The organism is Rhizobacter sp. OV335 (assembly GCF_900142965.1).
Taxonomy (GTDB): Bacteria; Pseudomonadota; Gammaproteobacteria; order Burkholderiales; family Burkholderiaceae_C; genus Rhizobacter.
In genome coordinates, this window is record NZ_FRCQ01000024.1 from 87,238 (window position 1) to 109,788 (window position 22,551).

Below are 22,551 nucleotides of genomic sequence, written 5' to 3' on the forward strand. Positions count from 1 at the left end.
AGAAAGAGCCTCCATGACCAAGACCTACCTGTTCCACGCCGGCGAGGCGACCGTGTTCGCGCGCGAAGGCCAGTTCACCGACGCGATGCCCGAGATCCTGATCGGCCGCACCGACGGCCCGGTCGGCCAGGCCTTCGCGAACATGATGGCGCAGAGCAAGGGCCACACCGCGATGTTCGCGATCCGCGCCTGCAACCAGCTGGTGCGGCCGGCGACCATCATCGTGCCGAAGGTCACGCTGAAGGACTTCGCCAACATCGACCTCTACGGCGGCGTGGTGCAGAGCGCCACCGCCGACGCGATCATCGATTGCCTGATCGACGGCACGATTCCGAAGGACATCGCCAACGAGTTGTGCATCATCAGCCTGGTGTGGATCGACCCGCGCTGCGCGAAGGACCCGAACCTCGACAAGAAGGACATGTACCGCACCAACCACGAAGCGACGAAACTGGCGATCAAGCGTGCGTTGAACAACGAGCCGTCGGTCGACGAGCTGATCGCCAACCGCCACACCATCAAGCACGACATGGACGACTGGAGCTGACCCGGCGTGAACGGCATCTGCGCCCTGCTCGACGACTGCCACGCGACGCGCGGCAACCCGCTCAGCCGCCTCTACACCGGCTTCGAGCGCGAGCACCGCTGTGTCGATCCATTGCGGCTCGATGCGGTGTGGGCCGCGGTCGACACCGACCTGCGCGCCGGCCTGCATGCGGTGCTGCTGGCCGACTACGAATGGGGCGCCAAGCTGATGCAGGCCGGGCATGCGGCGCTGCGGCCGGACGATGCGTCGTCGCTGCGGGTGCTGATGTTCCGCGACCTCGCGCGCCTGTCGAGCGACGAGGTGGACGCCTGGCTGGCTGCGCAAGGCGGCGAAGGCGACAGCGGCGTGGCGAACCTGAAGCCGAGCGTCGACCGGCCGGGCTTCACGCGGGCGATCGACCGCATCCACGAGGCGATCCGCAACGGCGAGACCTACCAGGTCAACTACACCTACCGCCTGCAGGGCGATGCCCACGGTTCGCCGGTGGACCTGTACCGCCGGCTGCGCGCCCGGCAGCCGGTGGCGTTCGGTGCGCTGATCGTGCCGCCGGACGACGGGCGCGGCACGACGCACGTGCTGTCGCGCTCGCCCGAACTCTTCCTGCGCCACGACGCCGGCCTGCTGACTGCGCGGCCGATGAAGGGCACGGCCCCGCGCATCACCGCGCCGGAAAGCGACAGCGAGACCGCGCGGCTGCTGCAGCTCGACATCAAGAACCGCGCCGAGAACCTGATGATCGTCGACCTGCTGCGCAACGACCTCGGCCGCGTCGCGCAGACCGGCTCGGTGAAGGTGCCGGCGCTGTTCGCGATCGAGCCGTATGCGACGCTGTTCCAGATGACGTCGACGGTCACCGCGCGCGTGCGGCCGGAGGTCGGCTTCGCCGAGCTGCTGCGGGCGGTGTTCCCGTGCGGCTCGATCACCGGCGCGCCGAAGCACCACACGATGGAGTTGATCGCCGGCCTGGAGACCACCCCGCGCGGCCTGTACTGCGGTGCGATCGGCTGGGTCGATGCGCCGGAGGGCGACGCACGCATCGGCGATTTCTGCCTCAGCGTGGCGATCCGCACGCTGACGCTCGGTGCCGAGGCCGGCGGGCTGCGGCCGGCGCGGCTGGGCATCGGGGCCGGCATCGTGCTCGACAGCCGCGCCGACGACGAGTTCGAGGAGTGCCTGCTGAAGGCGCGCTTCCTCACCGGGCTGGCGCCTGAGCGGGTGGCGGCGTGAGGACCGCATGAACCTGGCGCTGTTCGACCTGGACCACACCTTGATTCCGTTCGACAGCGGCATGGCCTGGACACGCTTCCTGACGGCACGCGGCGTGCTGCCGCCCGAGGCGCCCGAGGCCTACCTCGCCTGCTGCCACCAGTACGTGGCGGGTGCGCTTGACATCCGCGCGATGCACCGCATCACGGTGGCACCGCTGGCGGTCCATCCACGTGCGCAGATCGAGGCCTGGAGCGCGGCGTTCGAGGTCGCGATGGCGGCCGAGATGACAACCAAAATCCCGCGCGACATGCGGGCGCTGGTGGCGCGCCACCACGAAGCCGGCGACCGCTGCGCCATCGTCACCGCCACCACCCGCTTCATCGCCGAACCCTTCGCGCGGCTGTTCGGCATCCCGCAGGTGCTGGCGACGGAAGCCGAGTGGCGCGACGGCTTCCTGACCGGCGAGATCGACGGCGAGCCCTGCCACCGCGAACACAAGCTGAGCCGCATACTCACCTGGCTGCCGAGCCCGGGCGGCCTGCGGGCGTTCGAACAGTCGTGGTTCTATTCCGACGCCGCGAGCGACCTGCCGCTGCTGCAGGCGGTGTCGCATCCGGTGGCCGTCAGGCCGGAGCCGGCCTTGCGCGAGCACGCGTTGCGGGCCGGCTGGCCGGTGCTCGACCAGGGCCCGTGACGGGGGGCTTTTCTCACAACAACAAGGAGACAAACCATGGAATGGATTCGACAGGTCAGCCTGGTCAGGCGGGTGATGATCGGCTTCGTCGCGATGGGCGTGATCGTGCTGCTGCTGGGCGGCGCCGCCGCCTGGACGGTGCGGCAGCTCGCCGCCGGCGCCAAGCTCGATGCCGAGGCGGCCGCGTGGTGGTTCATGGTGTGCGCCGCGGCCGGCTGCGGCATCGCGCTGCTGGCCGGCTGGCTGATCCGCGGCAGCATCAAGGAGTCGGTCGAGTCGACCGTGCAGTGCGTGATCCGCATCGCCGGTGGCGACCTCGAGACCAAGATCACGTCGTCGGGCAAGGACGAGATCTCGTGGCTGCGCGCCGAGCTGAACGGCATGCGCAAGAAGCTGCGCACGATGGTGATGGACGTGCGGCAGACGGTGGAGAGCGTCAACACCGCGTCGGACGAGATCGCCAGCGGCAACACCGACCTGTCGAACCGCACCGAGCAGCAGGCGAGCGCGCTGCAGCAGACCGTCAGCTCGATGGCGCAGCTGGCCTCCACGGTGAGCAGCAATTCGAACAGCACGCGCGACGCGCGCAGCGTGGTCACCGGCTCCAGCGAGATCGCGGCGCGCGGCGCGCAGACCATGCAGGACGTGATCGTGCGCATGGACGAGATCAACACCAGCGCCGGCAAGATCGCCGAGATCATCGGCGTGATCGACAGCATCGCCTACCAGACCAACATCCTGGCGCTGAACGCGGCCGTCGAGGCGGCGCGCGCCGGCGAGCAGGGCCGGGGCTTCGCGGTGGTGGCCGAAGAGGTGCGCAGCCTGGCGCAGCGCAGCTCGACCGCGGCGCGCGAGATCAAGGCGCTGATCGGCGACTCGAGCGCGAAGGTGACCGCCGGATCGAAGCTGGTCGCCGATGCGGGCCGCACGATGCGCGAGATCGTCGACAGCGTGGGCCAGGTGGCGAGCCTGATCGCCGGCATCGCGCAGGCGGGCGAATCGCAGGGCAGCGACATCGGCCGCATGCAGCAGGCGGTGTCGAAGCTCGACACGATGACGCAGCAGAACGCGGCGCTGGTGGAGGAGCTGGCGGCGTCGGCGCAGTCGCTGAAGGGCCAGTCGGAGCGGCTCACCGAGGCGATGAGCTCCTTCAGGGTGACTGCGTAGCGCGCAGTGCCGCCAGGCGCCGGTGCGTGCCGGGGTGGGTCGCGGTGTCCTTGCTAGCGCCCAGGCGCATCAAGGCCGAGAACACCGCGTCGCGCTGCACGCCCAGGCCCTCCAGCGTGCGCAGCGCAAACGCGTCGGCCTCGTACTCCTGCTGGTAGGCCAGCGCCGAGGCCTCGCGCCCCAAGCGCCCGGCGACCGGGTCGGTCTGGTCGGCGGTGACGCTGCCGGGCACCCATTTCTGGTACATCACGCCCATTTGCGACCAGTGCGCCAGCGCGACGTGACCCAACTCGTGCGCCAGCACGAACAAGCGCCCCTCTTCGGGCCAGTCGCCCATGCCCTCGTTGGCGATCACCACGCGGCCTCGCAGCGTCTCGGCCACGGTGTCGCCACGCACCACGCGCAGCTCGGCGGCGCCCTCCAGCCCCAGCGTGTGCACCAGCCTGTCGAAGCTGTCGCGCACCTTTTGCGCGCGTTCGCTCTCGACCGGCGCCGGCGAGAGCCGCTCCAGGCGCACGTTCTGCGAGCGCTCCAGCACCTGCGTGATGTCTTCGCCACGCGCGCTGCTCGCCGCCAGTGCCACTCCGATCAACATCCACCACCGCATGCCGTGTCGCTCCTGCGCAGACCCTTGTCAGGATTACGGCGCAAGAACCGGGCCTGATTCAAGGGTTTACCCGGATGTCGCCCGCGAACCGGGGGGCGCCGTGCCGGAATGCACGGGCAAACGCGGTGCCATTCGTCTTGCCTCAAGCCTGGATCAAGCCCCAGTGCAGCGCCACCAGCGTCAACTCCGACTGGTTGCTCGCGCCCAGCTTCTGCTTCACGTGGTACAGGTGCGTGCCGACCGTGCTGGGCGACAGGTTCAGGTTGGCCGCGATCTGCGCCACGCCCAAGCCGCGCGCCAGCTGGATGAAGACCGAGAACTCGCGCTCGCTGAGCGTTTCGGCCGGGTTGGTGTCGCCCTTCATCTGGGCCAGCGCCAGCACCTGGGCGGTTTGCGCGTCCACGTAGGGGCGATGCCCGGCCACGGCAGTGACGGCGGCGATCAGCGCCTCCGGCGCGCCGCGCTTGGTCAGGTAGCCGAGCGCGCCGGCCTGCATCACCCGCCGAGGGTGGGCGGTGTCCTCATGCGCCGACAGCACCAGCACGCGGGCCTTGGGGTCCTGCGCCAGCAGGCGCCGCACCGCCTCGAGCCCGCCCATGCCGGGCATCGACAGGTCCATCACCACCACGTCGGGCTTGAGCTTCGGGTAGTCGGCACAGGCCTGTTCGCCGGTGTCGGCCTCGGCCACCACCTCGATGCCTGCATCGGCCAGCAGCATGCGGAACCCCATGCGCACCAGCGCGTGGTCGTCGACGAGCATCACGCGGATCATTCGGGGGCTACCTCGGTTCGGGGAGCGGGCATCGGCAGGCGCACGGCCAGCCGCACGCCCTGGGGTGAATGGGGCAGCAGCTCGAAGCTGCCGCCCAGTCCTTGCACGCGCTCGGCCAGCCAGCGCAGGCCATGGTGGCCCTTCTTGTCGGCCCAGTCGGTGGCCAGCCCGACGCCATCGTCGACCAGTTCGAGCACGATGCCGTCGGCCGTCGCCTGCAGGCGCACATCGACCCGCTGCGCCCGGCCGTGACGCAAGGCATTCGTGAGCCCCTCCTGTGCGGCGCGGTACAGCGCGAGCGCCGCTTCGCTGCCGAGCAGCACGCCGGCCATGTCGGCCTGCAGCGCGATCTGCGCGCCGGGGTGGCTGCGGCGGGTGCGCTCGGCCAGGTCGGCCAGCGCTTCGGCGAGGCCGAAGGTGTCGAGCACCAGCGGCGTGAGGCGCGGGATGATGCCGTGCATCGCGTCGTACAGGCGCGAGGCTTCTTCGGCGATCAGGCGCGCCGCCTGCTCGGCCTGCGGGTCGAGCGTGCGCATGCGCTGCGCGATCGACAGCGCCATGCTGCGCATCGCCGTCACCGACTGGCCCAGCTCGTCGTGCAGCTCGCGTGCGATCAGGTGGCGCTCCTGCTCGATCTGGTGGTCGACCCAGCGTGTGAGTTCGCGGCTTTCGGACAGCTGCAGCTCGGCACGCACCGCGCGGCGCTCGGTCTCGATGTGTCCCTGCAGCATGCCGACCATGCGGTTGAAGGCCTTGCCGATGGTGCCGGCCTCGGCACCGGGCAGCGGCGGCAGCACGACATCGAAGCGGCCGGCTTCGAGCTGGTTCAGCGCGTCGACGATGCGGCCGAACGGCCGCACCGTGTGGCCGACGAGTGCGTACACGAGCAGGTTGAGCACCACCAGCGTGACGACGGCGCCGAACACCAGCACGATGGCCTCGTCCCAGGCGTCGAGCACCGCGCGCGAGGCGTTCGCCTGCACCGTCAGCTTGCCGTCGGGCAGGTCGAGCGATTGCAGGGCCGGCGGCGGCGCAACCAGCGCATCGAACCAGTCGGGCGCATCGCGGCCGGGCTTGTAGGGCGAGCTGGGCGAGGTGTAGAGCACGGTGCCCTGCTTGTCGAGCAGCGTGATGTCGTTGGAACGCACCCGCCCCATGCCCTGCAGGAAGCCGAGCACCGCCGGCGTGCCCTGGGCCGCATAGCGCCACACCGTGCGGTTCAGGAACTGCGACGCGACGCGGTTGGCGGCCACCACCTCCTCGTTGACCGATTCGCGCATGCTGCGCAGCTGCAGGCCGAGCATCACGACCAGGAACAGCAGCGTCAGCAGGCCGACGATCAGGTGAATCTTGAGTCGAAGGCTCATGACGCCCAGGCGTCCAGGGTTTCGACCATGGCCCGCACCATCGCTGGATGGGTCGGGTCGTGGCCGGCACCGTCGATGAGGCGCAAGCGGCTGTGTGGCAGGCGCTGGTGCAGCGCGACCGCGCCCTCGGGCCGGCAGATGCGGTCTTCGGTGCCGTGCAGCAGCAGCGTCGGCACGGCGGGCAGGCGATCGCAGCGGTCGAGCAGCGGTGGTGCGTCGAGCCAGCAGCGGTGCAGCAGGTAGTGGCTTTGCACGCGGTAGCGGTCGACCTGCGCGTCGAGCGACGCACCCGCGGGTTCCGGCTGGGCCACGGTGCCGGTGGCCAGCGTGCTTTCCCAGCGCCACCAGGCCAGCGCCATGCGGCGCGCCGTGTCGGCATCGGCGGCCAGGCCGCGTGCGAGGAAGGGCAGCAGCGCGTGCCGCTGGTCGGCTGGTGCGATGGCAGCGAATTGCGTCCACGCCTCGGCATGCTCGCCATCGCCTGCTTGAAAGAATCCGTCGATGTCCTGCTCGCGCGCAAGGAAGGTGGCGCGCAGCAACAGCCCCGTCACGGCGCCGGGATGCTCCATCGCATACGCGAGCGCAAGCGTGGCGCCCCACGACCCGCCGACCACCAGCCAGCGGTCGATGCCGAGCGTTTCGCGCACCGTTTCCAGATCGGCGATCAGGTGGACGGTGGTGTTGTCGACGATGCTGCCGCGCGGCCGGCTCCGGCCGGCGCCGCGCTGGTCGGGGCTGACGATGCGGAAGCGGCCCGGATCGAAGAAGCGGCGCAGCAGTGGTGAGCTGCCGGAGCCCGGGCCGCCATGCAGCACCACCACCGCGATGCCTTGCGGGTGGCCGCTTTCCTCGACATGCAGCACGTGGCCGCCCGACACGCGCAGCGCGTGCACGCCGTACGGTGCGGTTTCGGTGTAGAGCATGGCGGGGGGATCGTAAACGGAGATTCCCGTTCGGGCTGAGCTTGTCGAAGCCCTGGTTCGATGCGAGCAGGCCCTTCGGGAGGCTCTCAAGAAACAGCACACTTCCGTTCGCCCTGAGCAGGGACTGAGCCTGTCGAAGGCCCGTCCGTCGAAGGGTTGTACCCAGCGCGCGCAAGGCCTTCGATAGGCTCAGGGCGAACGGGGTTTCTTTTCGACTGCCGGTCCCTTCGAGGACCTCTTGGGCTCGGGGCAAATGGGGGGTATTCACGCTGCCAGCAGGTTCTTCTGCTGCGCCACCAGCCGCATGATCATCGGCGTGAAGATCAGCTGCATCGCGAGTTCCATCTTCCCGCCCGGCACCACCAGCGTGTTGGCGCGCGACATGAACGAGTCGTGCAGCATCGACAGCAGGTACGGAAAATCGATGCCGCGCGGGTTCGCGAAACGGATCACCACCAGGCTCTCGTCCGCCGTCGGGATGGTGCGCGCGATGAACGGGTCCGACGTGTCGACCACCGGCACGCGCTGGAAGTTGATGTGGGTACGCGTGAACTGCGGGCAGATGTATTCCACGTACTCGTGCATGCGGCGCAGGATCACGCCGGTCACCGCCTCGGTCGAGTAGCCGCGCGTGCTGCGGTCGCGGTGGATCTTCTGGATCCACTCCAGGTTGATCACCGGCACCACGCCGATCAGCAGGTCGGCGAAGCGCGCCACGTCGACCTTGTCGGTCGTCACGCCGCCATGCAGGCCCTCGTAGAACAGCAGGCTGCTCGGCGGCAGCGGCTCCCACGCGGTGAAGGTGCCGGGTGCCTGCTGGTACGGTGCGGCCTCGTCCTCGTTGTGCAGGTACTTGCGGCTCTGCCCGCTGCCGGTCTCGGCATAGCTGCGAAACAGCTCCTGCAGCTCGGCGAACAGGTTCGCGTCGTCGCCGAAGTGGCTGAAGTGCGGTTGGTGGTGCTGCTCGGCCTCGGCCATCGCCGCCTTCATCGCCTCGCGGTCGTAGCGGTGGAAGCTGTCGCCCTCGACGATGGCGGCCGCCACGCCCTCGCGGCGGAAGATGTTCTCGAAGGTCTTCGTGACCGAGGTGGTGCCGGCGCCGGACGAGCCGGTGATCGCGATGATGGGGTGCCTGGCCGACATGGCGCGTCCTTCAGGCGGTGACCGCGAACAGGCCGCGCTTGCCGAACAGCGGCGAGTCGTAGTTGGCGGCCGGTTCGTCGCGGTGGTAGGTTTCGATGCGCGCCACCTCGTGGCGCGAACCGAACACGAAGCCGATGCGCTGGTGCAGCGCTTCCGGCTGTACCTCCATCAGCCGCGAACGCCCGGTGCTCGCGCCGCCACCGGCCTGCTCGATCAGGAACGAGATCGGGTTCGCCTCGTACAGCAGCCGCAGCCGGCCGGCGCGCGCCGGATCCTTGCTGTCGCGCGGGTACAGGAACACGCCGCCGCGCATCAGGATGCGGTGCGTCTCGGCCACCAGCGACGCGATCCAGCGCATGTTGAAGTCGGCGCCGCGCGTGCCGGTCTGGCCGGCCAGGCATTCGTCGACGTAGCGCTTGACGGCAGGCTCCCAGAAGCGGCTGTTCGACGCGTTGATCGCGAACTCGCAGGTCTTCTCGGGGATGCGCAGCTCGGGGTGGCTCAGCACCCATTCGCCGAGCAGCGGGTCGAGCGTGAACGCATGCGTGCCGCGGCCCAGCGTCAGCACCAGCATGGTCGACGGCCCGTAGATCGCGTAGCCGGCGCAGACCTGCTGCGTGCCCGGCTGCAGGAAATCCTGCGGCTGCGGATCCTGCCCCGGCGAGACGGCGCGCAGCACCGAGAAGATGCTGCCGACCGAGACGTTGACGTCGATGTTCGACGAACCGTCGAGCGGGTCGAACAGCAGCAGGTACTTGCCGCGCGGGTGCTCCGGCGGCAGCGTGTACGGCGCCTCCAGCTCCTCGGACACCATGCCGGCCGTGTGACCGCCCCACTCGGTGGCGCGCAGGAACAGCGCGTTGCCGAGCACGTCGAGCGTCTTCTGCTCCTCGCCCTGCACGTTGCCGGTGCCGGCGCTGCCGAGCGCACCGTCCAGCGCGCCATACGCGACCTTGCGCGCGATGGTCTTGCAGGCGAGCGACACGTCGGTGATCAGCGCGTTCAGGTCGCCGGTGGCCTCGGGGTGGTGGCGGCGTTCCTCGATCAGGAACTGGGTCAGGGTCGATCGTCCTCCGGTGAGCATGGCGTGTCTCCTGGTTTACTGGTGGATCGGTGTGCGCACGGGCAGGCGGGCGAGCAGGTCGGCGGGCGCGTCCAGGCGCCACACGCCGGCGAGCGCGACCGGGGCGGGGCCGTAACCCCAGCCGGCCCACGCGGCGGGGCTGCCGGCGGCACTGGCCGACGCCAGGTCGGCCGGGCCGTCGCCGACCATCAGCACGCTGGCGGCCGCGATGCCGAAGCGGCGCGCCGCCTGCTGGATCAGCAGCGGCGAGGGCTTGCGCTGCGCCGCCGTGTCGGCGCCATGCACCTGCGCAAAATGCTCCAGCAGCCCGGCGGCGTCCAGCACCGCGCGCGCCAGCGGCGTCGGCTTGTTCGTCACCACCGCCATCGGGTAGCGCCCGGCCAGCCGTGCCAGCAGCGCGGCGATGCCCGGATAGGCCTGGCCCTGCGCCGACGGCGTGGCCAGCGTGGCGGCATCGAAGCGCAGGCGCATGCGGGCCGCGAGCGCCGGCAGCTCGTGCAGCCCGCTGGCGTCGAGCGCCCGCACGATCAAGGCGTCAGGGCCGTCGCCGATCCAGCCGCGCACCGTCGCCAGCTCGAAGGGCGGCAAGCCGTCCTCGGCCAGCGCGGTGTTGAGCGCGAGCGCGACACCGGCGGCGCTGTCGACCAGCGTGCCATCGAGATCGAAGCAGAGTGCGGCGACCGTCATCACGGGCTCTCGGCAAGATCGCGCCGCTGCGCGTTGACGCACAACGCGGCGATGGCCTTCGGGTAGTTGCCGCCGCTGAACACCGCCGAGCCGGCGACCAGCGTGTCGGCGCCGGCGGCCACCACGCGCGCGATGTTCTTCGCGTTGATGCCGCCGTCGACCTCGAGCCAGATGTCGCGCCCGCTCGCCTGGATGCGGCGGCGCGCAGCTTCGATCTTCGGCAGCACGCCCTCGATGAAGGCCTGGCCGCCGAAGCCCGGGTTGACGCTCATCAGCAGCACCAGGTCGAGCTGGTCGAGCACGTGGTCCAGCAGGTTCAGCGGCGTCGCCGGGTTCAGCGCCAGCCCGGCCTTCACGCCCAGCGACTTGATCAGCTGGATCGTGCGGTCGACGTGCTCGCTCGCCTGCGGGTGGAACGAGATGATCGACGCGCCGGCCTGCGCGAACATCGGGATCAGCGCGTCGACCGGCTTGACCATCAGGTGCACGTCGATCGGCACCGGCTGGCCGCCGCGCCGGCAGTGCGGCGCGATCGCCTGGCACACCATCGGCCCGATCGTCAGGTTCGGCACGTAGTGGTTGTCCATCACGTCGACGTGGATCAGGTCGGCGCCGGCGTCGATGACCGCCCTCACCTCCTCGCCGAGGCGCGCGAAATCGGCCGACAACAGGCTGGGGGCGATGCGGATGGCGGGGTTCATCGGGTGGTCTCGCGGTAGAGCGCCTGCACCGGCGACACCGGCCGGGCCGGGCGGGCGATGCGGACCAGCTCGTCGAAGCCGAGCTCGCCCAGGTCCGGCAGCAGCAGGCCGGCCGCGCGGAAATCGCCGTCCTGCGTCCAGAAGGTCGGCGTGACCAGCGTCCACAGGCCGGCGGCCGTGGCGGCACGCAGCCCGTGCGCCGAATCCTCGACGGCGAGCGCCTGCTCGGGCGGCAGGCCCAGCGTGTCGAGCGCGAGCCGGTAGATGTCGGGCGCGGGCTTCTTCGCGCGCACCTGGTCGCCGCAGGCGATCACCGCGAACATGTCGAGCCCGCGCGGGCCGAGCGTCGCGTTGAGCAGCGCATGGATGTTGGCGGCGGTGGTGGTGCTGGCGATGGCCAGGTGGCAGCCCTGCTCCAGCGCCTCGTTCAGCAGGCGCTCGACGCCGTCGCGCAGCGGCACGCCGCCGTCGTTCACCACCTCGCCGTAGAAGCGCGTCTTGTCGGCATGCAGTTGCGGCACCAGGGCCAGCAGGCGCTGGCGCTCGGCCGCGCCCAGCGGCAGCAACGCGATGTACGACGCGATGCGCTCCTTGCCGCCGGGCACCTCGAGCAGCTGCCGGTAGTCGGTGCGCGTCCAGGTCCAGCCCAGGCGGTGCTGTTCGAAGGCGCTGTTGAACGCGATGCGGTGCGCTTCCTCGGTGTCGGCCAGCGTGCCGTCGACGTCGAAGATCAGGGCTTCCACGCTCATGGCGATGCTCCTTGTCCAGTGCCGGAAAACACGCGGCTCGCGAGCACGTCCTCGGCCTGCAGCGTGCACAGCTGCTCGCGCGTCAGGCGAAGGTCGGCCGTGAACAGCCGCGTCGCATGGCGCAGCCGGATGCGGTCGAGCGCGTTGCGGATCGAGCGCGCATTCGCGAAATGCGGCTGCTGCCGGCGCAGGCTCAGGTAGCGCGCGAAGGCCGGCTCCGCGCCGTCGTCGAAGCGGTAGTTCAGCCGCGTCAGCATCAGCCGCGCGATCAGCATCAGCTCGGCCTCGCTGTAGTCGGGGAAATCGATGTGGTGCGCGATGCGCGAGGCCATGCCGGGGTTGCTCCCGAAGAAGCTGTCCATGCGGTCGCGGTAGCCCGCGAGGATCACCACCAGGTCGTCGCGCTGGTTCTCCATCACCTGCAGCAGGATCTCGATCGCCTCCTGCCCGTAGTCGCGCTCGTTCTCCGGCTTGTAGAGGTAGTAGGCCTCGTCGATGAACAGCACGCCGCCCATCGCCTTCTTCAGCACCTCGCGCGTCTTCGGCGCGGTGTGGCCGATGAACTGGCCGACCAGGTCGTCGCGCGTCACCGCCACCAGGTGGCCCTTGCGCACATAGCCCAGTTGCTTCAGCACCTCGGCCATGCGCAGCGCGACGGTGGTCTTGCCGGTTCCGGGGTTGCCGGTGAAGCACATGTGCAGCGACGGCGGCTGCGACTGCAGCCCCTGCGCGGCGCGCAGCTTGTCGATCAGCAGCAGCGCGGCGATGTCGCGGATGCGGCCCTTGACCGGCGCGAGGCCGATCAGCTCGGCGTCGAGCTGGTCGAGCATCGCGCGCGCCGCCGACGCCTCCGGCATCTCGCCGGGCGGCTGGCACAGACTGTCGCGGTCCTCGTTCATGCGGTGGTCACTCCTGGCGCAGTCCGTACCGTTCGCCTTCCGGCGAGCGCTGCACGGCGTAGCTTTCGATGCTGTAACGCAAGCTTCGTCCCGCCTCTTCGGTGCGGATCAACCGGAAGCCCGGCTCGTGCTTCGGCCGGTTGACGATGAAGGACAGCACCACCGATTCGGTGCCGTGCGTCGAGTCGAACGCGGCCAGGCGGATGTAGTGGTCCGGGAAGGTCTTGCGGCACTGCCGCAGCTCCAGCATCACGCCGGCCGCGTCCGACACGTCGAACATCGGGTTGCCGAACATCTCCCAGAAGGTGTTGCGCGGGTGCGGGTCGTCGGTGTACTCGATGCCGATCGCCCAGCCCTGGCGCAGCGCGTGCTCGACCTGGGCGGTGATCTGCGCGTCGCTCAGGTCGGGCAGGAACGAGAAGGTGCCTTGGGTGATTCGCATGCGGGTCTCCGGAGGGGGGAGCGGCTAGGCGACCGCGAGGGTCGGGACGTAGTCGGAGCTGTCGGTCGGCGTGTAGTTGAAGCTGACCTCGCCCCAGGTGTCGAGCGCGGCGCGCAGCGGGCCGCACCAGCGGGCTGCCTCGGCCAGGATGGCCGGCCCTTCGTTCGCGATGTCGCGGCCCTCGTTGCGTGCCAGCACCATCGCCTCGAGCGCGACGCGGTTGGCGGTGGCGCCGGCCTGGATGCCCTGCGGGTGGCCGATGGTGCCGCCGCCGAACTGCAGCACCACGTCGTCGCCGAACAGGTCGAGCAGCTGGTGCATCTGGCCGGCGTGGATGCCGCCGGAAGCGACCGGCATCACCTTCTTCAGCGCGCCCCAGTCCTGCGCGAAGAAGATGCCGCGCGGCAGGTCGACCACGGTGTGCGTGTCGCGGCACACGTTGTAGTAGCCCTGCACCGTCATCGGATCGCCTTCGAGCTTGCCGACCGCGGTGCCGGCGTGGATGTGGTCGACGCCCGCCAGCCGCATCCACTTCGCGATCACGCGGAAGCTGACGCCGTGGTTCTTCTGGCGGGTGTAGGTGCCGTGGCCCGCGCGGTGCAGGTGCAGGATCATGTCGTTCTGCCGGCACCAGTGGCTCATCGACTGGATCGCGGTGTAGCCCACCACCAGGTCGATCATCACGATCACCGAGCCGAGCGACTTCGCGAACTCGGCACGGCGGTACATCTCCTCCATCGTGCCGGCGGTCACGTTCAGGTAGCTGCCCTTGACCTCGCCGGTGGCGGCGCTCGCCTTGTTGACGGCGTCCATCACGAACAGGAAACGGTCGCGCCAGTGCATGAAGGGCTGCGAGTTGATGTTCTCGTCGTCCTTCATGAAGTCGAGCCCGCCGCGCAGGCCTTCGTAGACCACGCGGCCGTAGTTGCGGCCGGACAGGCCGAGCTTGGGCTTGGTGGTGGCGCCGAGCAGCGGCCGGCCGAACTTGTCGAGCCGCTCGCGCTCGACCACGATGCCGGTCGGCGGGCCGGCGAAGGTCTTCACGTAGGCGACCGGGAACTGCATGTCCTCGAGCCGCGCGGCCTTCAGCGGCTTGAAGCTGAACACGTTGCCGATGATCGACGCGGCGACGTTGGTGATCGAGCCCTCCTCGAACAGGCTCAGGTCGTAGGCCACGTGGCAGAAGTACTGGCCGGGGTTGTTCGGCACCGGCTCGACCCGGTAGGCCTTCGCGCGGTACATGTCGCAGGCGGTGAGACGATCGGTCCAGACCACCGTCCAGGTGGCGGTGCTCGACTCGCCGGCCACCGCGGCGGCGGCCTCGATCGGGTCGACCCCGTCTTGCGGCGTGATGCGGAACAGCGCGAGGATGTCGGTCGCCTTCGGCACATAGTCGGCGTTCCAGTAGCCCATCTGGGCGTACTTCAGGACACCGGCCGAATAGCGCTTCTTCGCGTCGGTGATCTGCGTGGCATCTTTCATGTGGCCCATGGGCACTCTCCTTGCTGATGGACCGACTGTAGGAACCGCAACGCATTCAGAAAAGTGAATTCTTTTCGTCGACCCATAAGCTTCCACTGATGCTCAAGAACGCCACCTTCCGCCAACTCGCCGCTTTTCATGCCGTGTCGCGCCTGGGCAGCGTGTCGCGTGCCGCGAGCGAGATGCACCTGACGCAGCCGGCGGTGTCGATCCAGCTGAAGCTGCTCGAAGAGACCGCCGGCGCACCGCTGCTCGAGAAGGCCGGCCGCGGCGTGCGCCTGACGGCGGCGGGCGAGCTGATGGCCGGCTACGCGGCGCGCATCCTCGACCTGTGGCGCGAGGCCGGCGACGAGATGGCGGCGCAGCAGGGCCTGTTCTCGGGCACGCTGCGCGTCGGCGCGGTCACCACCGCGGAGTACCTGCTGCCTCCCCTGCTGGTGACTTTTGCCGGGCAGCACCCGGACGTGAAGATGAAGCTGCAGGTCGGCAACCGCGACGAGATCGTGCGCATGCTGGCGGGGCAGGAGGTCGACCTCGCGATCATGGGCCGGCCCCCCGCCGAGCTGAAGACCAGCGCCGTGGCGTTCGCCCGGCACCCGATGGCCTTCATCGCGTCGCCGAAGCATCCGCTGATGGCCAGGCGCCGGCCGACCCTGGCCGACCTGGTCGACGCCAACCTGCTGGCGCGCGAGCGCGGCTCCGGCACGCGCACGACGCTGGAGCGGCTCTACAAGGAGGCCGGCGTGCCGCTGCGCATCGGCTCCGAGCTGTCGAGCAACGAGGCCATCAAGCACATGTGCGCGGCCGGCCTCGGCGTGGCCTTCCTGTCGCTGCACACCTGCGCGCTGGAGTTCGAGGCCGGCCTGCTGGACCTGCTGCCGATGGCCGGCAACCCGCTGCAGCGCGACTGGTACGTGATGCACCTCGCGACACGCCGCCTGCCGCGGGTCAGCGCGGCCTTCAGGCAGTTCCTCGAAGACGAGGGCCAGGCCTTGATCGACGCGCAGCTGCAGGCGCTGTCCGTCGGCACCAAGAAAAAAGCCCGCCGCTCTGCAGCGGCGGGCCTTCATCGAGTGAAGTCGATCAGGGGAAGTTGATCACGTTCACCGGGATCGTCGACACGCCTTGTGCCGGGCCGCCGGTGTTGTTGACCACGTGGTCGATCACGCCCACGCCGCCCAGCGAGACCGTCATCACGCTGTGCAGCTTGACGCCCGGCGTGGCCGGAACCTCGAAGCCGCGACCGGCGTGGATCTGCGGGTTGATGTTGAAGAAGCAGTACGCACCGCCGCCCCACAGCTCGTGCGTCGTCACCGAGTCGGCCACCTTGTACGCGGCATAGCCCAGTGCGTCGCTGCGCCAGGTGGCCTGGCTCGGCGGGTCGTACGGGAACTCGTTCTGGAAGAAGATCGTCTTGCCGTTCTGGCCGTTCCAGATCACTTCGTACTTCTGGTAGTGCTCGACGAACAGGCCGGTGGCCAGCACGTCGTTGCCGTTCACGACCACGCCGGTGTCGGCGGTGTTGATGCCCCAGCCGGTCGCGGCGATGCCGTGGTCGGCGCGCCAGGCCCAGATGTGGTCGACGATCGTGTTGTGGCTGTTCACGATCAGGCTGTTGGTCGCCTTGCCCGACACCGCGCCGCCGATGCGGAAGAAGATGTCGTGGATGCTGATCGGGTTGGCCGCGTGGTTGTTCGCAGCACCCGTCGGGCCGACCGTCAGCAGCGATTGGCTGTTCACGGTGCCGGCATCGAACAGCAGGCCGGCGACCTTGACGCCGTCGACGTCGGCCACGCTCATCGGCACGACGCCACCGGTCGGCACCAGGGCCGGGAAGCCCAGGCCCAGCACGACGGTGTTGGCCCGCGTGATGCGGATCGTGTCGTTCAGCTGGTAGGTGCCCGGCGTGAAGAACAGGTTCAGGCCCTGTGTCAGCGCCTGGTTCAGCGTCGCGGCGCTGTCGCCCGGCTTGGCCACGTAGAACTGGCTCATCGGGATCGACGTGCCCGCGGTCGCGCCGTTGGCCCAGCTCGCGCCGGACGCATTGGTGCGCAGCGACGGCACGAACACGCGGTACTTGCCGGCGCTGTCGATGTACAGGTAGGGCTTGTCGCGCGAGAACGGCGTGGTCGGCAGCACCGTGTAGACCGGCTGCGGGAAGGTGGTCGCGGCCGGGCCGCCCGGCACGCCGGAGAACACCATGTTCCAGACGCCGCCGGTCCAGCTGCCGAGGTTGCTGTCACGCGTGTACCACTGCTGCTGCGAGCCGGAGCTGATCTGGCCGTCGATCTTGCTGTCGGCGATGTAGCCGCCGCTGGCATAGCCCTGGCCGCCGTCCATGTTGGACGGGCCCAGCGTCATGTTGCCCAGCACGTGGATGCGGCGCATCGGTGCGGCCTGCGAGAGGGCCCAGCGGTTGGTGCCGCCGTTCGGCACGATCGACAGGTTCTCGGCGGAGCGCCAGAAGTTCTGCGTCGCGTTCTTCTCGTCGCCGAGGTTCCAGCCGCTGTCGACGTTGAGCGCGCCGTTCTGGAAGCGCACGTCGTCCGGGTTCTGGCCGAGGCCGGCCACCGTCGTGTAGAAGCCAAGGTTGATCCACAGGTCGTTGTAGGTGCCCGGCTTGAACAGGAAGGTGAAGCGCTGGCCGCCGAACTGCGCGGTCGAGCTCTTGTTCATCGAGTCGAAGGCGCTGTTGACCTTGGTGCGGATGGTGTCGATCGGCGTCGACGGCTCGAAGATCGAGACGTTCGGCCCGAAGTCCGGCGTGTCCGAGGTCGGCAGCGTCGTGCCGTTGGTCGTGATCTTGAACGACGAGGCCAGGTCGTTGAAGCCGACCGTGCCGAGGTTCGGCGTGTCGCCGGTCAGCGTGACCGAGCCGCCACCGTAGTTGATGTCGTTGAAGAGCTGCACCTTGTAGCCGGCGCGCACCTTCACCGACGTGAAGCGGTCGTTCCACGTGCCGCCGACCCAGCTGCTGTCGGCATCGGCGCAGGTCACCGCGCCGGCGTAGTTCGCGTTCTCGTAGAAGCAGGCGATGCCGGTGGGAACCGGGTCGACCGGCGGGGTCGTGCCGCCCACGGTGTAGCTGAACGCCGGCGTGTCATAGGCCGGGTTGCCGTTGTTGTAGGTGAACGAGTAGCCGAGCACGGTGCCCTGTGCGGCGTTGCCCACGGCCTGCTCCCAGCGCGCGTTGGCGCTGGAGAAGGTCATGCGCACGTTCTGCTGGCCGCCACCGTTGACGGTGTAGTGGGTGTCGACCCAGGTCGTCGCGACGCTGGATTTGAACCAGATGGTCGCGGTGCTGCCCGAGACGGCGACGCCCTGGGTGTAGTCGGCCGCGCGGGCCGGAAGGGCGATGGCCGCGAGCAGCGCGGCGCAGGCCCACAAGAAGAGCGTCACCCACGCTCCGGCGCGGGTCGCGCGCGGGCGGGGGACGTGGTGCATCCCTGTTGAAATCAACATGTCGATCTCCGTCAAAGGCCGGCCGCGAAGGGCCGGCGGAATTCACGGGCGCAGAGGCTGCGCCCGCCGCATGAGGAACCGGCACGGTGTGGATGCGTGCGGCGGAATTTGACGGCTGTAGTTGCTCTTCAGACCACTTGGAACCGGTTCCAAGCTGGGAATTTAGTGCAGATCGTGCGCTTGGAGATAGAGGGAAACCCGAAACAACGGTGCGGGGTTGTGGCGGGGTGTAAGTGGCTACGGGTGACTACCGAGTGGAGAGCTCTTATCCAGCTCGATCGGTCAATTTCACTTTTGACTAAATTGATCACACCCATCATGGGCAAACCTGACCACCCCATCAGACGCAGATTTGCTGTTTGAGCAGGCCCCCCAGTCTGTGCTGAATACCCCAGAAAGAGGTATCCAATATTGACAGCTTTCGCATTGATTCCAGACCCATTCATCGGGCTTTTCTGCCTCCGACAGGTCTCGATTGGTTTCCCCAAGCCATCTTTCATGGGTCTCATCAAAGTGCCCAGGAGATTTAGAGAGATCACTCATTTAAAGGCCTCCAACAGAATTCTTCCAACACCTTCAGCCGAGCGAATTCGATCATCAACATGAATTGCACGCTCAAAGAAACCACCATCAAGCTGCCGACCTACATCTCTTGTCAAAACTCGCGCATCGATAGTTCTTGCAAGTTCGAGGATTTTTTGGTCGGCGATTTTTCCACTTCCAAATATCTCATGCACCGAGCGAATGTTGTATCCCTGAGCCCTAAGGGCTTCAACCATGCCCTTGGCTTCAAGATTAACGTCAAGAATGATCGCCTTGCCTCCGTCCGCGAAACCAGACTTCTGACGCAACACTTGCGCCAGTGTCTTGGTCAGATTTGCCACCTCCGCGGTATCCCGGACGACCGCTTTTGCTGACAGTCGCCCCAGTAAGCCGCGCGCGAGTGCCATACCTGCGCCAGTGGGGAGTATGTCTTGAGGCAGGGTATCCAATGCCGCAGGGTCACCTCCCTCAGCAATATATTTATCATATTTTTTTTGGTTTTCCTCTAGCGACGCATTCCACCGCGCAACCAGCCCCCCCCAAACTGAATCATTGCCATTATTTCCATCGAGCTCCGATGCCGCCGCAGACATACGCGCCTGCCGGTTCTCTTGTGCATGGGCAATCGCCTCGTCGCTCACCGAGATCACCGCGCACCACGACCCGCGCGGACACTGGATCTTCGGCGGTTTGTGCGATGGCTTGTCATCGCCGCCGGGCTTGCCGCCATCCTGCCCGGCTTCGCCCGAGGAATTTCCATCTGCCCCACTGCCGTCAGATTTCCCCGTGCCCGCCGCCTTGCCGGGATCGCCCCCATCCCCACCGCGTAGCCACCTCAGGAAGTCGTCCCACAGTCCACCACTGCCGGCGCCCGCGTTGCCTCTGAAGCTCGACGGATCGAACCCGCTCGGATCCGTCGAGTTCAGCGGGTTGTTCAGCACATACCCATAGCGGTTGTAGTTCTGGAGGTTCAGCGGGTTCGTCACGTGCGGGTCCGCCTGGATGAACAGCCCCGCCGTCGCGTCGTACAGGCGGCCGTTCATGTTCACCAACCCGATGTCGTCCAACCCTTCGTGTCCAGTGAACCCGCGTGCCGTGCCCGCGTTCAGTGCAGGGTTCCAGTCCACCACCACGCTCCCGAACTCGTCGTAGCGTCCGTTCGTGAATCGCCGCTTGCCGAACGGGTCGTAGGCGTATCGCTGCGTCACGTTGCCCAAGTGGTCGGTCGTCGCACTCAGGCTGCCCAGGTGATCCTTGTGCCAGTACTCGACCTTGTTCAGCACGATGCTGCCCAGCACCGTCGGCGCCAGTTGCCCTGCGGTCAACGCTTGCGTCGCGCCCGTCGATACCAGCACGCCCACGATCTTGCCGCCTGCGCTGATGAAATGCCGGTTGCTCTGCGTCGCAGGGCTGCTGTCGATTTCGCTCTCGAAGCCTAGGCCGCCCACGTTGTCCGGGTGCAGGTACCACAGCTCCCGCGTGTTGCCGCCTGACACGCGCGTCTCGCGGATACGTGCGTGGTTCTCGTCATATTGCCAACGGTACTGCGCGCCGCCCGACCCCGTGGCGGTGTCGACGTTGTCGAAGCTGGTGTATGCGAGTTGCGTGTACTTGCCGCCGGTTGCGCCCGTCACGTTGCCGTCGAGGTCGGTTCCGTACGTCGTACTGTTCAAACTCTTCAGCGCGTGCGGCTGCAGCGCATTGGCGCCTTGCGTGCCATAGGCGTAGTTGCCCACGTCGCTCTTGCTCAACAACATGCCCAGCGCGTTGTACTTCAGGTCCACACTGCGGCTCAACTGCGGAATCGCCGGTGCCACCACGGTGTACTGCGTCAGACGGTTCAGCCCGTCGTAGCCGAAGGTCTCGCTCACCGCCGCGCCCGTGCCATCGCCGTTGTTGTCGGTGCGGCTCTTCAGGTTGTTGATGCTGTCCCAGACGTACTGGTGGCTCAGCACGGCGGCGCCGCCATTCACGCCGGCAATCACGGCAAGAACGTGGCCGGTCGCCGCTTCATAGGTGGTCACGTCGATGACGTTGTTGACGAGGCGGTCCTGCTCGATATTGCCGCGGGCGTCCACCACATTGGCCTGCCACAGCACCGTGTTGGCCGGCAAGCTCATGCTAGCGGCCACTTGGCCCTGCGCATTGGGCAAGGGACCGACCGTGGCCGCGGTCTTCAGCGACACGCTTTGCAGGAAGCCGCGCATGCTGTAGTTGTAGCCAATCTGCAGCCCGGTGGGGAAAGTCTTGGTCGACAGCCTGCCGGTGGCGGCATCGAAGCTCACCGCGCTGGCGAAGCTGGGACCGCCACTCACGTCAGTGCGGTTGCTCAGCTCGCGGCCCAGGTTGTCATAGGCGATCTTCTTGTCAATGCCATGGCTTGTCACCACCTCGCACAGCTTGCCGACGCCCTTGTTGCAATCCGCGCCGCCGGCGTAGCGGTCGTAGCTCCAGGTGCTGGAGAACTCGGGCTCGATGCGCTGTGTCAGGCGGCCCAGCTTGTCGTAGGCCAGCGTCGCCCAGCCAACGACGGCCGTGGCGGTGATGCCGCTGTCGTTGCTTTCGGGACAGGCTGCGGCCGCATGGCCACCACGCATCTTCGAGTTCTGCTGCGATTTGAGTTGGCCCAGGGGATCGAAGCAGTAGCTGATGACACCCTTGTCCGGGTCGCGCATCTCCACTTTCCGGCCTTTGAAGTCATACAGCGCGACCACACTGTTCTGCAATGCGTCCAGCGTCTTCACGACATTGCCGAAGGCATCCGGCAAGTAGGAAATCTGGGCACCGGTGGCGTCCGTCACTCGCAGGATGTCACCGCGGGCGCTCTTCTCCTCTGTACGCACTTGGCCCTTGTCATTGATGGTGGTCGTGACCAACCCGCTGTAGGCGTAAGTGGTGGTCGAAGCCAGCATGGAGCCGTAGTTGCCGTAGGCCACCGGGCCGCTGCCGCCGAAACTCCGCCCTTGCGATGCACCCGCATTGGGATCGGCGGTGTAAACGGCGGCTGTGCGACCCAGCTCATCCACTACGGTCAGCACCGCCCCCACACTGGCGCTGCCGCCTGTCGCCGCCGAGCCACTCGCCAGGAAGTACGGCTGGGTCTCGATCACCTTCGTGCCGTTGGCGTCGTAAACCGTGTCGGCAACGATCACCGCGCCGTTGCGGCCGGCCGGTTGACCGGGTCCGTCGAAGCTTTCCGTCGACGTGCGGATCGCGCGACCCAGCTTGTCGTAGTAGGTGCGAGCGAAGGCACTCATCTTTGCGCCGCTCGCATCCCGCGCTTCGCTGTGCACGAAGCGCACGGCCAGCACGGGCAGCTCGTTGGCAGCCGGCGCCGGACAGCCAACTCCAGAGATCACCGTGTTGCTGCTCGCGTTCAGTCCGGCACCTGTGATGCAGTGCCAGGTCAACATGCTGGTTCCGTCCGCCAGCGACGACTTGATCGTGCGACCGAAGTCGTCGACGACAACACTGGCTGTCAGCCCGTTGATGTCCCTCACCTCAGTGGCCACTCCGAAGCGTGGGTCGTACAGCCGCTGGTCGTGCTGGAGCAGCGCGTTCTCCGAAGTGCTCATGAAGAGCCCTCCGGGCACATACACCGTCATGTTCGGCGTCAACGAGCCATTGGTCGTGATGCCCTGGGATCCCCCGTCGTAGTCGGCCTTTGCTGTGCGGGGTGCGAACAGGGAGCGGCCACCGGCACCGATGCAGTTTGCCACCGTCGTGTCGGTGATATTGCCGTTCACCAGATCACGCAAATAACTCGTCGTGGCGCACAGAGGCCCGATGCCGGGTTCAACGGTAGAGCTTTGCAGGGTGCCATTCGCGTTGTAGATCGCGCTCGTGGTGCGCGTGTAGTCGAACGGATTGGCTGGCACGTCTGGCCGTGTCTGCGCCGCGGCCTGCGGCAAGCATGCCACGAGTGCCATCCACGACAGCAGCACCCGGATGTGCCGTGTGAAGGTTGATGTCTTGATCTGGATGTACCCAGTCATGGAGCTTCCCTTTGGGCAGATGTCGCGCCACCTCGCGGGTGACGCCTTCATTTCGTCGGTGGATCTTGCGGGGCGGGA

19 protein-coding genes and 1 pseudogene are annotated in these 22,551 nt (G+C 67.8%); 5 read left to right on the forward strand and 15 right to left on the reverse strand.

Annotated elements, in window-relative coordinates; translation table 11 throughout:
• The first annotated feature begins 13 nt into the window (after positions 1 to 13).
• The 4 genes and pseudogenes from fae to BUE42_RS22665 all read left to right on the forward strand — a co-directional run bounded on the left by fae (position 14) and on the right by BUE42_RS22665 (position 3,617).
• Positions 14 to 547, forward strand: a complete 534-nt coding sequence (fae, locus tag BUE42_RS22650) for a formaldehyde-activating enzyme (RefSeq protein WP_073467553.1) — start codon at positions 14 to 16, stop codon at positions 545 to 547.
• A gap of 6 nt (positions 548 to 553) precedes the next feature.
• Positions 554 to 1,756 (forward strand): annotated as a pseudogene (gene pabB / locus BUE42_RS22655) (aminodeoxychorismate synthase component I); the annotation flags it as partial.
• Positions 1,757 to 1,781: 25 nt separating this feature from the next.
• On the forward strand, positions 1,782 to 2,450 hold the full coding sequence (locus BUE42_RS22660; protein ID WP_073467554.1) for an HAD family hydrolase: 669 nt from the start codon (positions 1,782 to 1,784) through the stop codon (positions 2,448 to 2,450).
• A gap of 36 nt (positions 2,451 to 2,486) precedes the next feature.
• A complete protein-coding gene (locus BUE42_RS22665) occupies positions 2,487 to 3,617 on the forward strand; it encodes a methyl-accepting chemotaxis protein (RefSeq protein WP_073467555.1) in 1,131 nt (376 codons plus the stop codon).
• Here BUE42_RS22665 and BUE42_RS22670 read toward each other — a convergent pair.
• The 12 genes from BUE42_RS22670 to BUE42_RS22725 form a co-directional block, all read right to left on the reverse strand.
• Positions 3,601 to 4,212, reverse strand: a complete 612-nt coding sequence (locus tag BUE42_RS22670; protein WP_159445477.1) for a M48 family metalloprotease — start codon at positions 4,210 to 4,212, stop codon at positions 3,601 to 3,603. The genes BUE42_RS22665 and BUE42_RS22670 overlap by 17 nt on opposite strands.
• A 154-nt stretch (positions 4,213 to 4,366) precedes the next feature.
• Complete coding sequence (locus tag BUE42_RS22675; RefSeq protein WP_073467557.1) at positions 4,367 to 4,996, reverse strand: response regulator; 630 nt, start codon at positions 4,994 to 4,996, stop codon at positions 4,367 to 4,369.
• The gene (locus tag BUE42_RS22680; RefSeq protein ID WP_073467558.1) at positions 4,993 to 6,363 is read right to left on the reverse strand and encodes a histidine kinase; all 1,371 of its coding nucleotides are present in this window, start codon (positions 6,361 to 6,363) and stop codon (positions 4,993 to 4,995) included. The genes BUE42_RS22675 and BUE42_RS22680 overlap by 4 nt, the downstream gene beginning before the upstream one ends.
• The gene (locus BUE42_RS22685) at positions 6,360 to 7,286 is read right to left on the reverse strand and encodes an alpha/beta fold hydrolase (RefSeq protein WP_073467559.1); all 927 of its coding nucleotides are present in this window, start codon (positions 7,284 to 7,286) and stop codon (positions 6,360 to 6,362) included. Before BUE42_RS22685 ends, BUE42_RS22680 begins: the two co-directional genes overlap by 4 nt.
• Positions 7,287 to 7,550: 264 nt before the next feature.
• Positions 7,551 to 8,429, reverse strand: a complete 879-nt coding sequence (locus BUE42_RS22690) for a phosphoribulokinase (RefSeq protein WP_073467560.1) — start codon at positions 8,427 to 8,429, stop codon at positions 7,551 to 7,553.
• A 10-nt stretch (positions 8,430 to 8,439) separates the two neighbouring features.
• Positions 8,440 to 9,513 carry a class 1 fructose-bisphosphatase gene (locus BUE42_RS22695; RefSeq protein ID WP_073467561.1) on the reverse strand — a complete coding sequence of 358 codons (1,074 nt, stop codon included), beginning with the start codon at positions 9,511 to 9,513 and terminating at the stop codon, positions 8,440 to 8,442.
• Positions 9,514 to 9,528: 15 nt separating this feature from the next.
• Positions 9,529 to 10,200, reverse strand: coding sequence for an HAD-IA family hydrolase (locus tag BUE42_RS22700; RefSeq protein WP_073467562.1), 672 nt, complete (start codon positions 10,198 to 10,200; stop codon positions 9,529 to 9,531).
• Positions 10,200 to 10,901 carry a ribulose-phosphate 3-epimerase gene (gene rpe / locus BUE42_RS22705; protein WP_073467563.1) on the reverse strand — a complete coding sequence of 234 codons (702 nt, stop codon included), beginning with the start codon at positions 10,899 to 10,901 and terminating at the stop codon, positions 10,200 to 10,202. The genes BUE42_RS22700 and rpe overlap by 1 nt, the downstream gene beginning before the upstream one ends.
• Positions 10,898 to 11,650 (reverse strand): HAD-IA family hydrolase, encoded by a 753-nt coding sequence (locus BUE42_RS22710; RefSeq protein WP_073467564.1) that lies wholly within the window; start codon positions 11,648 to 11,650, stop codon positions 10,898 to 10,900. The genes rpe and BUE42_RS22710 overlap by 4 nt, the downstream gene beginning before the upstream one ends.
• A complete protein-coding gene (cbbX, locus tag BUE42_RS22715) occupies positions 11,647 to 12,507 on the reverse strand; it encodes a CbbX protein (RefSeq protein ID WP_235002548.1) in 861 nt (286 codons plus the stop codon). Before cbbX ends, BUE42_RS22710 begins: the two co-directional genes overlap by 4 nt.
• A 49-nt stretch (positions 12,508 to 12,556) precedes the next feature.
• Positions 12,557 to 12,991 (reverse strand): ribulose bisphosphate carboxylase small subunit, encoded by a 435-nt coding sequence (locus BUE42_RS22720; protein ID WP_073467566.1) that lies wholly within the window; start codon positions 12,989 to 12,991, stop codon positions 12,557 to 12,559.
• Positions 12,992 to 13,015: 24 nt separating this feature from the next.
• The gene (locus BUE42_RS22725) at positions 13,016 to 14,482 is read right to left on the reverse strand and encodes a form I ribulose bisphosphate carboxylase large subunit (protein WP_073467567.1); all 1,467 of its coding nucleotides are present in this window, start codon (positions 14,480 to 14,482) and stop codon (positions 13,016 to 13,018) included.
• Between the two features lie 89 nt (positions 14,483 to 14,571).
• Here BUE42_RS22725 and BUE42_RS22730 point away from each other — a divergent pair, with 89 nt between their 5' ends.
• Positions 14,572 to 15,570 carry a LysR family transcriptional regulator gene (locus tag BUE42_RS22730; RefSeq protein ID WP_073467568.1) on the forward strand — a complete coding sequence of 333 codons (999 nt, stop codon included), beginning with the start codon at positions 14,572 to 14,574 and terminating at the stop codon, positions 15,568 to 15,570.
• On the opposite strand, the gene BUE42_RS22735 is transcribed toward BUE42_RS22730, so the two are convergent.
• From BUE42_RS22735 to BUE42_RS22745, 3 genes are all read right to left on the reverse strand, one after another.
• A complete protein-coding gene (locus BUE42_RS22735; RefSeq protein WP_073467596.1) occupies positions 15,557 to 17,872 on the reverse strand; it encodes a peptidase inhibitor family I36 protein in 2,316 nt (771 codons plus the stop codon). The two genes, BUE42_RS22730 and BUE42_RS22735, sit on opposite strands and share 14 nt — an antisense overlap.
• A 351-nt stretch (positions 17,873 to 18,223) precedes the next feature.
• Positions 18,224 to 18,478, reverse strand: a complete 255-nt coding sequence (locus tag BUE42_RS34320; protein ID WP_073467569.1) for a DUF3027 domain-containing protein — start codon at positions 18,476 to 18,478, stop codon at positions 18,224 to 18,226.
• Positions 18,475 to 22,473 carry an RHS repeat-associated core domain-containing protein gene (locus BUE42_RS22745; RefSeq protein WP_159445478.1) on the reverse strand — a complete coding sequence of 1,333 codons (3,999 nt, stop codon included), beginning with the start codon at positions 22,471 to 22,473 and terminating at the stop codon, positions 18,475 to 18,477. The genes BUE42_RS34320 and BUE42_RS22745 overlap by 4 nt, the downstream gene beginning before the upstream one ends.
• Positions 22,474 to 22,551: the final 78 nt, after the last annotated feature.